Origin of the sequence: Neobacillus sp. C211, from assembly GCF_051842875.1 — a bacterium.
Taxonomy (GTDB): Bacteria; Bacillota; Bacilli; order Bacillales; family Cytobacillaceae; genus Neobacillus.
On sequence record NZ_JBPXRO010000022.1, the window covers coordinates 90,497 to 101,012 of the forward strand.

Below are 10,516 nucleotides of genomic sequence, written 5' to 3' on the forward strand. Positions count from 1 at the left end.
TTATAACTTTAGTATAATGAATGGTAGAAACAGATGTCAATGAATATCTTTATCCATTTATTTGCTGTTATTATCAAAAAGCATTGAATCGAAAAAGTAATCTTTCGATCAGGAAATTGAGGAAGAAGGAAAAAGGAAAAGAAGCTGATCTGGGCTGTAAAGAGGCATATAACCTTGATGGCGGCGGTTCATCTACTTGTATTTTAAGGTAAGAGTGGTAAATAACCCGCTTGGTAAAGGGCAAGAACGTGGAGTAAGCGATATTTTATACATTAATTAAAAGAGGTGAATTATATTGTCTTTAAAGCCAAGAAGTACTTCCATTCGAAAACAATCATCAAATATTATGGTTTAGCTGTATTGAAATTATTTGATGATTGAATTCTTTACGCATGCAAGCAATTTTTCACTCTTTACTAGTAAAATTTTTTCAGAAGGGATTTTGTTTGTTGTCAGCTATTATGCTCAGCGTCATTTTATATTTTGACAAAATCTAGCAAACTTAGAGGTGAGAGGTACTGAAAAATTCGGAAAATTTAAAATACACCTCTTGCCTAGTTAAAACCTCCATGATATATTAAATGTATAGAAAATATAAAACTTGGTTTATCCTAATAAACCAAGTATATTTTTTAGATTAATTATAAAACTCGGTTTAGTATTATAAACCGACGAAGTTGAAAGGATCTTGGTGACATGGAGAAAAAGTATTGGGTCCCAGCTATTGAACGTGTCGATAACATAGTCGATATGATTGCTCACCACCCGGAAAAATATCGATTGATTGATATCGCAAATGAATTAAACATTAATAAAAGCTCGATCTTTTCCCTATTAAATACGTTGGAGGTATTAAATTGGGTGAAGAAAGAGAAGGATGGTACATATTCCCTTGGGACACGACTAGGAATGCTTTCTCCTTTATATTTTAAACAGTTTGATTTTATTGATACGTTTAATTTGACAGCGCTTCCAACCCTCGAAAGGTTGGATGAAACCCTTCAGCTTTCCATATTGGATGGAACGGAAATTGTGTACCTTGCAAAAAAAGAGGGATCATCTCCCGTGAGTATTACCACCAACCCCGGAATGAGATACCCAGCCCATGCCACTGCTATGGGAAAGGTTCAGCTTTCCCAATTTACGTACGAGGAATTTAAAGGATTATATCCGGAAGATTCCTTGAAACCGAAAACCCAATATACAGTAAGAAATTTAGCCGAGCTATGGGAACAAATAATGAGTGTCAAAGAAAAAGGGTTTTTTATGGAATACCAAGAGGCTGTGGAGAATTTCTATTGTGTCGCCGCTCCGATTCTAAATCATGAAAACAGAATGATTGCTTCTGTTAGTGCGACGGTGCCGATTTCTAAGTGGGACGAGAAAAAAGAGAAAGCTCAAGCAGAAATTATAAATTTAGCAAAAGAAATTTCTTTAAGAGCTGGATTTGTGGCTTCAATTAAATTTTGATGAAAGAGGGATCGGAGTGAGATTAAAAAATAAAGTGATTTTAATTACCGGGGCTGGTTCAGGGATTGGCAAAGCGACCGCTATTGTTTTTGCGAAAGAAGGCGCCTATGTAATCGTGAATGATTTATCGAGTAATGCTGGAAATGAGACTGTGGAGAAAATCATCGAATTAGGTGGTGAAGCAGCATTTATGCAAGCTGATGTAACAAATGCCACGGATGTAGAACGAATGATTAGTCAGGTGGTGGAAGACAAAGGTAGGATCGATGTTCTATTTAATAATGCTGGAATATCCGGTGTTGGGGCAGTGCATGAAACAAGTGAGGAATTATGGGATCGGGTGGTAAATGTCAATATAAAAGGTGTCTTCTTGCCATGTAAGTATGTGCTGCCGCACATGATGCAGCAGCAAGGGGGTACTATCATTAACATGTCCTCTTGTATTGCTGAAATTGGCCTGGCGCGCAGAGCCTCTTACTCTGCAACAAAAGGAGCCATTCTCTCTTTATCAAAATCCATGCAAGTCGATTATGCCCCATACAACATTAGGGTGAACGCTCTTTTACCAGGGACAATCCTAACACCATTTGTTGAAGACTTTTTGAAAAACTCTTATGACGATTATGAAGAAGGATTAAATGGCATTAGAAAAAGACAGCTAAGTGGAGATTTAGGGCGTCCGGATGATGTGGCAAAAGCAGCTCTATTCCTTGCATCGGATGAATCGAAGTTTATGATGGGTTCCCCTCTGTATATTGATGGAGGCGTGACATTTGGAAAAAATGCTTAAAACAATATGGGAGGGAGATTAATATGAAACTAGTAAATTATAATGTTAGTTCGAATGATGAATTTAAATTTGGTGTGAAAACAGATGCAGGTATAGTAGACATTGTCAAAGCGTGGGAAGCAGCTAATGAACCTCATAATATTCCTCTTTCTTTAGAACAGTGGTTAGAAGCAGATCAAGACTCTAAAGATTTATTTCAACATTTTGTAAATTCCAACAAGAATAACAGCCAATTAACCCTTCAAGAAGATCAGATTGAATATGGTCCATGTGTACCGAAAAGTGCAAAAATCATTTGTGTGGGCCTAAATTATCGAAGGCATGCGGAAGAATCAAAAATGGAACCGCCTAAAACCCCTGTACTTTTTAACAAGTATGGCAATTCCCTTGCCGGTCATGGCGAAAAGGTGGAGATTCCCGCGGATGCGAAACAAGTTGATTATGAAGCAGAACTTGGAATCGTGATTGGAAAAAAAGCCAAAGCGGTACCGAAGGAAAGCGCGCTGGATTATGTGGCAGGATATTGCAATGCTAATGACTTATCCGCAAGGGACCTTCAATTCCGCACGAATCAATGGCTTTTAGGAAAAGCCTGTGATGGTTTTTGTCCAGTTGGTCCATATCTCGTAACTTCTGATGAAGTCGGCGACCCGAATCAGTTGAAAATAGAAACAATTGTAAACGGGAAGGTTAGACAATCTTCCAATACATCTGACATGATCTTTTATTGCAATGAGATTATTAGTTATATTTCTACCTATATGACATTAGAGCCAGGAGATTTAATTATCACTGGAACACCAGAAGGAGTAATATTTGGACTGCCAGAACAAGAACAGGTCTGGCTGACAGATGGAGATGAAGTAACCATTAAGATTGAGAAACTTGGTGTGTTAACAAACCAGCTGACATTACCGTGTGTCAAAACCGAAGAGCAAAAGCAATCAGTCACTAACAAGAATTAAATGTTTCATTACCGAACGAATGTAAGGGGTTACAGGGGAATTCTACTATTACATTAGGGGGAAGAAGGAATGAAAAAAAGAGGTTCAGCGATTCTATTAGTTTTATGTTTGTGTATTTCAATGGTGTTAGCGGGCTGTGGGAAATCAAAAACTGCTTCAAAGGAAAATGATGTTTACACCGTTAAAATCGGCTATGAAAATCAGCCTGGAGAGCCGGTAGATTTAGCTGCACAGGAATGGAAAAGGCTTGCTGAGGAAAAAAGTAAGGGAAAACTTAAGGTTGAGCTTTATCCTAGTTCCCAGCTTGGTTCAAAGGCAGATGTTATTGAACAAATGAAAACAGGCGCCAATATTATTCATATTGCAGATGCCAGCTTTTTAATGGATTACGTTCCAGATATCGGAATTCTTTCCGCTCCATATTTAACTGACAGCTATGACGATTTGTTTAAAGTAACAGACAGTGATTGGTTTAAAGGCTTAGAAAAGGATTTACAAGGTAAAGGCCTCCATATCGTCTCGACAAAATGGATATACGGTGACCGTCACTTAATCACAACGAAGCCAGTGAAGGAACCGAAGGATTTGAAAGGGCTTAAAGTACGTGTCCCGAGTAATCCGTTATCGATTAAAATCATGGAAAAAATGGGGGCAACGGCTACTCCGCTGCCACTTGGAGAGGTTTATCCATCTATCGCTCAAGGTGTCATAGACGGAATGGAAAACCCGCTTCCTGTTATCCAGGGGTCCAAAGTTTACGAGAAAGCGAAATTTCTTTCTTTATCAGCACATACGAATATGATTATCCAGTGGGTTGCCGGTCAGTCTTATATGGACACACTGCCTGCTGATGTAGCGAAAGTGTTAAAGGAAACCGGGGACGAAGCCGGTAAATTCATGGGAGAAAAAGTTAAAGAATCTGAGAAATCTGTACTGAAGGACTTAAAAGATGCTGGGGTAGAAGTTATTGAGCCAGACCAAGAAGCCTTCAAAGAAGCTACAAAGTCAGTCTATAAAGAAATGGACGAGTGGAGTCCAGGACTGTATGACAAGGTTCAAAAGATTATTAAAGAATAATAGATTGCGAGGCTAAGGTGTTAATTATGAGGGATGGAATCAATTATCCCATCCCACATATCTAACCCTGTTGTTTCTTATCAATGGATCATGCTGATTGTAGGTAGCAGCATAAATAGCAAAATAAAGAGGTGACAAAACAAATGGTGAAACGATTAGGTCGTTGGATAGTAAATCTAGATAGCGTATTCGCCTCCATTTCCCTTGTTTTAATTATTAGCGTTTCAGTTGTCGGGGTATTTATGAGGTTTGTATTAGGGGAACCATTACAATGGACTGAAGAGATGACCTTGGCTTTATTCGTTTGGTTTACCTTCCTCGGTGCAAGTGTTGTTGAAAAAGAAAATGGACATGTGGGCATCGAATATTTTGTCGAAAAACTAAATCCTTCATTAAAAATATTTGCCGATTTGTTTAGGGAAATTGTTCTAAATTTTATTAGTTTATTCGTCTTTGTTTACTTAGGCAGTCAGTTGACAGCACAGGCGGCATCGAGATTAACTCCTGTACTCAGAGTTAGTTATATCTACATTGATGTCGCTGTTGTTTTATGTGGTATATTCTCAGCGATACATATTACTTCCCGTATCAGTAAGATGAGGAAGAAATTTAAAATCAATGTTGAGCAAATAAAAGATTATCAAACTGCATCCCACAAGGAGGCGAAACTATGACAATCGCAATTACATCCATCTCCTTATTCACCTTGTTTTTGATTGGTATTCCTGTCGCCTACGCGATTATCGGAAGCTGTTTACTCTATTTTTTACTTTCTGTAGATATCGAGCCAATGCTGCTCGCTCAAAGAATGATTGCCGGTATAGAATCTGTCCCACTTCTAGCCATCCCCTTTTTCGTCGTTGCCGGCGTTTTAATGAACTATACGGGAATTACGCGCCGAATCGCTGATTTTGCTGAAGTGATTACCGGACATCTTCCTGGAGGAATGGCTCAAGTTAGTATTGTGTTAAGTACGATCATGGGCGGCCTATCAGGATCTGGTTTAGCAGATGCAGCGATGCAAGCGAAAATTATGCATCCGGAAATGATTAAAAAGGGATACGCTCCTGGCTTTTCTGCAGCTGTCATTGGCGCATCATCCCTTATCACACCATTAATTCCCCCGGGGATTGGTATGATCCTATATGGTTATATTGGAAATGTTTCGATTGGTAAGCTATTCATGGCCGGAGTTGTTCCTGGCTTGATGACATGTGTGCTCATGATGATTGCCGTTCATTTCGTTGCTAAAAAAAGGGGTTATCTTCCCGCTAGAGAAAAGATGGCACGGCCGAAAGAAGTGGCTGTTGCTTCGAAGAACGCTATTCTTGCATTATTACTGCCAGTCATCATCATTGGCGGGATCCGAATCGGTGTTTTTACACCCACTGAAGCAGGAGCTGTGGCAATCGTCTATGCCTTACTGATTGGATTCTTATTTTATCGAGAAATGAAAATCCCTCATTTAAAAGAAGCGCTTAAAGAATCTGTTTCTACATCTGCCTCTATATTAATCATTATTGCTGCAGGTTCTGCTTTTGGCTGGATACTTACTTGGGAAAGAATCCCGCATATTGCCACTCAATATGTAACAGATATGGTAAGTACACCAATTGCCTTTCTATTAATCTTGAACGTCTTTTTATTAATCTTAGGGATGTTTATCGAAGGAAATGTCGCCATTGTTATTTTAACACCGCTGATTATACCAATGGGTCAAGCATATGGAATTGATCCTGTCCATTTAGGAATGATCTTCTTATTTAATATTGGAATCGGGACGATTACCCCGCCACTAGGAACAGCCATTTTTACAGTTTGCTCTACAGCTAATGTAAAGATAGAGGCATTCTTAAAAGAAGTCATCCCATTTTATATAGTTTTAATCATCGCGTTATTGCTTATTACCTTTGTCCCGACGATTTCCATGTGGTTACCAGGTCTAATGATGTGATTTTACAGAATATTCAATCTAAAACGACTAGAAATTGAGTAGAAAAAGGAGAATGAATATGCGGGTTATTCGGTACCAAAATGAAAAGGGAACACCTGTATTAGCAGCTTTAACTAATCAATTGGAGGTTTACCCTCTTGCATATCAGGATTTTATGGAGTTAGTGGAGTATGCGCAGAATACCAAGCAGACACCATTGTCCCTCATTCAAGAAGTAATCAAAACGGAACAGCCAGAAAAGTTGGAGTTAGGGTCTCTTACCTTGCTGCCGCCAATCGCAGCCCCGGAAGTATGGGCAGCAGGCGTCACGTATGAAAAAAGTAAAGAAGCAAGAAATTATGAAGCGACAGCTGGAAAACTAGATGCCACGACGTTTTACGATAAAGTCTATGATGCAGACCGCCCAGAACTATTCATGAAATCGACAGCTGCTAGATTAGTAGGTCCTAATACAGAAGTGTATATCCGCAGTGATTCCAACTGGCAGATACCTGAACCAGAACTGGGGCTAGTCATCAATAAGAAAGGTGAGATCCTAGCTTACACGATTGGAAATGATATGAGCTCTCGGGATATTGAGGGAGAAAATCCGCTGTATCTTCCCCAGGCAAAAATTTGGAAGAATTCATGCTCTATTGGTCCAGCTCTTTTGCTTGCAGACGCAGTAGCAGACCCTTACCAGCTTGATATAATTTGCAGAATTTATCGTCAGAACCAAAAGGTAGTGGAGGGATTTGCCAACACGAGCCAATTAAAAAGAAAATATGACGAACTAGTTTCTTATCTTTTAAGAGATAATGAGATTTTCGATGGAACAGTCCTATTAACCGGTACCTGCATAGTTCCACCCAATGAATTTACGTTGCAGGATGGTGATTTAATCGAAATCGAAATTCCTGAAATTGGAGTGTTAAGTAATCCGGTCAAAGCACCGGTAAAAAAGCACGCTGCTCTTTATTAATAAATGGAAGAAGGAGCCTTTACAAAATGGAGAATACCTATAAAGCTGTGATGATCAGACCAACAGATAATGTGGCAACTGCCATGGAGAATATTCCTGCTAATGCAACCGTAACGCTCACTTGTCAAGATAAGACCGTATCCGTAATAGTAAAAAAGGATATTGAGTTTGGTCATAAGTTTGCCATCACGCTGATCTCAAAAGAAGCGAATATCGTAAAATACGGTGAAGTGATTGGCAGAGCCGTTAAGGACATTGAACAAGGAGAACATGTTCATATTCATAATATTGAAGGAATACGTGGAAGAGGTGATCAAGTTGGAATTAACTAACAATAAATTTTGGGGATATAGAAGAGCGGATGGAAGAGTTGGGGTTCGGAATCATGTATTAATTTTACCAACCATTACTTGTGCTACCCAGGCGGCCAAACAGATTACAGAGTTGGTTTCAGGAACGGTATCATTTATTCATCAGCATGGCTGTGCTCAAGTCGGTGTTGATTATGAACAAACGTTTCGGACGTATGTAGGGATGGGAGCCAATCCCAACGTATATGGAGTCGTTGTGCTAGGTCTCGGCTGTGAAACGCACCAAGCTCGAAGTGTAGCAGGAGAATTAGCCAAAACCGGTAAACCTGTTCAAGTAGTTTCCATTCAAGACCATGGAGGTACATTATCCGCGATTGCGGAGGGAGCAAAGATTGCTGCCAAAATGGTTCAGGATGCATCTGCACAAATGAGAGAGCAATGTAATATTAGTGAACTTATCATTGGAACAGAATGTGGTGGATCTGATGCTTGTTCCGGTTTATCAGCAAATCCAGCCGTTGGATCTGTCAGCGATATGATTATTGAGCGTGGTGGAACAGCTATTTTAGCTGAAACGACAGAGTTAATTGGAGCCGAGCATTTATTAGCAGAGCGGGCTGTCGATGATAAAATCGCCAAAAAGGCGTATCAGATCATTCATGCGATGGAAAACCGATCACTAAAAATGGGTGTCGATATCCGAACAGGAAATCCGAGCCCTGGGAATAAAAGGGGCGGTTTAAGCACACTAGAAGAAAAATCCTTAGGTGCTGCCACGAAAGCAGGAAGCAAACCATTGCAAGAAATTATTGACTATGCTGAGCAGCCTACGAAAAAAGGTCTGGTTTGGATGGATACCCCAGGACACGATATTGAACAGATGACAGGAATGGTGGCCGGCGGGGCTCAAGTTGTTCTTTTTACAACGGGAAGAGGAACGCCGACAGGTTCTCCGATTGCCCCTGTAATTAAAATATCAACCAATACCGGTATTTTTGAAAGAATGTCAGAAAACATTGATATGAACGCAGGAACGATTATCGAAGGAAAAGAATCAATTGATTCTGTGGGTCAACGAATTTTTGATGAAATTACGAAAGTTTCTTCAGGTAAATTGACAAAGGCTGAAATTTTGAAACAGCACGATTTCGGTATCTGGAGAATCGGACCAACTTTCTAATAGGTTTTTTGGAGTTGGTGGGAGCACGGTTTATCAGCGAACCTACATAACTCATCGACGCAAAAAACATTTTATTTACGAATCAAGGCTAACAAAAAAGGAGATGTAAATGATGCAAACAATATACAAAATAGAAACATATAAAAATTTTATCAATAACGAGTGGGTAGATTCTGCCTCACAAGAAGTTATTAAAAGTATTAATCCTGCCAACAAAGAGGAAATCGTAGGATATGTACAAAATTCTACAAAAGAGGATTTGGACAAAGCAGTAGAATCTGCACATCGGGCAAAAAAAGTGTGGCGAAAGCTTGGTCAAGCGGCAAGAGGACAACTGCTCTTTAAGGCAGCCAATATCTTGGAAGAAAATCTTGATGATGTTGCTGAAACAATGACAAGAGAAATGGGGAAAACACTGCCTGAAGCAAAAGGGGAAACTGCTAGGGGAGTTGCCATTCTCCGTTATTATGCAAGCGAGGGTATGCGTAAAGAAGGGGATGTCATTCCTTCTTCAGATAAAGATGCATTGATGTTTACAAAACGTTCACCGCTTGGTGTAGTTGGGGTCATTACCCCATGGAACTTTCCAGTGGCTATTCCTATTTGGAAAATCGCGCCGGCCCTTGTATATGGAAACACGATTGTACTTAAACCAGCGACAGAAGGAGCAGTGACAGCGGCTAAAGTAATAGATTGTTTGGTGAAAGCCGGTCTTCCTGAAGGTGTTTTGAACTTTATCACAGGTTCAGGGTCTGTTATTGGCCAGGCATTAATTGAACACCCTCTATTAAATGCGATCACCTTTACTGGATCTGAAGGCGTTGGTAAAAATGTAGCCAAAGCAGCAACAGAGCGTGGAATTAAATTCCAAATGGAAATGGGTGGAAAAAATCCAGTCATCGTTACCAAAGATGCTAATCTCGACTTGGCAGTTGAAGGCGTAATTAGTGGAGGCTTTCGCTCATCCGGGCAAAAATGTACGGCTTCAAGTCGGGTTATTGTCGAAAAATCTGTATATGATGAATTTAAAGAAAAACTGATCCAAGAAACCAAAAAAATAACAGTGGGTAATGGCTTACAAGATGGTATTTGGATGGGGCCATGTGCAAGTAAAGCCCAGTTTAACACTGTACAAAAATACATTGGAATTGGCAGAGAAGAAGGGGCAACCCTAATCTTGGGCGGTGAAGTTTTACAAGGAGAAGAATATAAGAACGGATTTTTTATTACTCCAGCTATCTTTGAAAATGTAACACCACAAATGGCTATTGCCCAGGAGGAAATCTTTGGCCCAGTCATCGCGTTAATCAAAGCTGATTCATTAGAAGAAGCGATTGAATTTGCAAATGATACAAAATATGGCCTAAGTGCCTCTATCTTTACATCCAACATCAATTCATTATTGAGCTTCGTCGATGATATTGGAGCAGGTCTCGTAAGAATCAATGCAGAAAGTGCTGGTGTAGAACTCCAAGCTCCATTCGGTGGAATGAAAGCATCAAGTACAGGTTCCCGCGAACAGGGAGAAGCAGCCAAAGAATTCTTTACCGCCATTAAGACGGTGTTTGTAAAAGGGGATGCTTAAGGGATCTGGTGTGCTCAGGAATGTGAAGCTCGGTTCGCTTTTTAGAAGGGTTCACGACTAGGTTTGTATGTTAAAGAAAATCAGTATACCTGACATGTTATGTTATAAAATTAGATGATCATAATGAACAATAAGAAACCTCGATCTAATCGAGGTTTTTTAGCAGGCTGTCGAGAAACTTTCGACAGCCTCTTATTTTCTACAATAACTTTAACCATTCACC

Annotated in this window: 11 protein-coding genes; all 11 read left to right on the plus strand. The window is 39.8% G+C overall.

The features are described from left to right. Positions 1–20: 20 nt before the first annotated feature. On the plus strand, positions 21–212 hold the full coding sequence (locus tag ACSU6B_RS19580; RefSeq protein WP_410887862.1) for a phosphodiester glycosidase family protein: 192 nt from the start codon (positions 21–23) through the stop codon (positions 210–212). Positions 213–696: 484 nt separating this feature from the next. After that, positions 697–1,470, plus strand: coding sequence for an IclR family transcriptional regulator (locus ACSU6B_RS19585; RefSeq protein WP_410887864.1), 774 nt, complete (start codon positions 697–699; stop codon positions 1,468–1,470). A gap of 16 nt (positions 1,471–1,486) precedes the next feature. Further along, complete coding sequence (locus ACSU6B_RS19590) at positions 1,487–2,260, plus strand: SDR family NAD(P)-dependent oxidoreductase (protein WP_410887866.1); 774 nt, start codon at positions 1,487–1,489, stop codon at positions 2,258–2,260. A gap of 23 nt (positions 2,261–2,283) precedes the next feature. After that, positions 2,284–3,225, plus strand: coding sequence for a fumarylacetoacetate hydrolase family protein (locus ACSU6B_RS19595; RefSeq protein WP_410887868.1), 942 nt, complete (start codon positions 2,284–2,286; stop codon positions 3,223–3,225). Between the two features lie 69 nt (positions 3,226–3,294). Next, the gene (locus ACSU6B_RS19600; protein ID WP_410887870.1) at positions 3,295–4,302 is read left to right on the plus strand and encodes a C4-dicarboxylate TRAP transporter substrate-binding protein; all 1,008 of its coding nucleotides are present in this window, start codon (positions 3,295–3,297) and stop codon (positions 4,300–4,302) included. A 143-nt stretch (positions 4,303–4,445) separates the two neighbouring features. Then, positions 4,446–4,976: a TRAP transporter small permease gene (locus ACSU6B_RS19605; RefSeq protein WP_410887872.1), complete on the plus strand. Its 531-nt coding sequence runs from the start codon at positions 4,446–4,448 to the stop codon at positions 4,974–4,976. Beyond that, positions 4,973–6,256 carry a TRAP transporter large permease gene (locus ACSU6B_RS19610; protein WP_410887874.1) on the plus strand — a complete coding sequence of 428 codons (1,284 nt, stop codon included), beginning with the start codon at positions 4,973–4,975 and terminating at the stop codon, positions 6,254–6,256. Before ACSU6B_RS19605 ends, ACSU6B_RS19610 begins: the two co-directional genes overlap by 4 nt. Positions 6,257–6,314: 58 nt before the next feature. Then, entirely contained in the window at positions 6,315–7,217 is a 903-nt protein-coding gene (locus ACSU6B_RS19615; protein WP_410887890.1) for a fumarylacetoacetate hydrolase family protein, read from the plus strand. A gap of 26 nt (positions 7,218–7,243) precedes the next feature. Continuing rightward, positions 7,244–7,549 carry a UxaA family hydrolase gene (locus ACSU6B_RS19620; RefSeq protein ID WP_410887876.1) on the plus strand — a complete coding sequence of 102 codons (306 nt, stop codon included), beginning with the start codon at positions 7,244–7,246 and terminating at the stop codon, positions 7,547–7,549. Then, positions 7,536–8,708 carry a UxaA family hydrolase gene (locus ACSU6B_RS19625; RefSeq protein WP_410887878.1) on the plus strand — a complete coding sequence of 391 codons (1,173 nt, stop codon included), beginning with the start codon at positions 7,536–7,538 and terminating at the stop codon, positions 8,706–8,708. The genes ACSU6B_RS19620 and ACSU6B_RS19625 overlap by 14 nt, the downstream gene beginning before the upstream one ends. Before the next feature lie 112 nt (positions 8,709–8,820). After that, the gene (gene gucD, locus ACSU6B_RS19630; RefSeq protein WP_410887892.1) at positions 8,821–10,293 is read left to right on the plus strand and encodes an alpha-ketoglutaric semialdehyde dehydrogenase GucD; all 1,473 of its coding nucleotides are present in this window, start codon (positions 8,821–8,823) and stop codon (positions 10,291–10,293) included. The last annotated feature ends 223 nt before the right edge of the window (positions 10,294–10,516 follow it).

What these genes read in the sequence shown, in the direction of transcription:
- ACSU6B_RS19580 (WP_410887862.1), top strand. Translation starts at nt 21, where the DNA reads ATGGTAGAAACAGATGTCAATGAATATCTTTATCCATTTATTTGCTGT.
- gucD (WP_410887892.1), top strand. Translation starts at nt 8,821, where the DNA reads ATGCAAACAATATACAAAATAGAAACATATAAAAATTTTATCAATAAC.
- ACSU6B_RS19620 (WP_410887876.1), top strand. Translation starts at nt 7,244, where the DNA reads ATGGAGAATACCTATAAAGCTGTGATGATCAGACCAACAGATAATGTG.
- ACSU6B_RS19600 (WP_410887870.1), top strand. Translation starts at nt 3,295, where the DNA reads ATGAAAAAAAGAGGTTCAGCGATTCTATTAGTTTTATGTTTGTGTATT.
- ACSU6B_RS19615 (WP_410887890.1), top strand. Translation starts at nt 6,315, where the DNA reads ATGCGGGTTATTCGGTACCAAAATGAAAAGGGAACACCTGTATTAGCA.
- ACSU6B_RS19585 (WP_410887864.1), top strand. Translation starts at nt 697, where the DNA reads ATGGAGAAAAAGTATTGGGTCCCAGCTATTGAACGTGTCGATAACATA.
- ACSU6B_RS19610 (WP_410887874.1), top strand. Translation starts at nt 4,973, where the DNA reads ATGACAATCGCAATTACATCCATCTCCTTATTCACCTTGTTTTTGATT.
- ACSU6B_RS19595 (WP_410887868.1), top strand. Translation starts at nt 2,284, where the DNA reads ATGAAACTAGTAAATTATAATGTTAGTTCGAATGATGAATTTAAATTT.
- ACSU6B_RS19605 (WP_410887872.1), top strand. Translation starts at nt 4,446, where the DNA reads ATGGTGAAACGATTAGGTCGTTGGATAGTAAATCTAGATAGCGTATTC.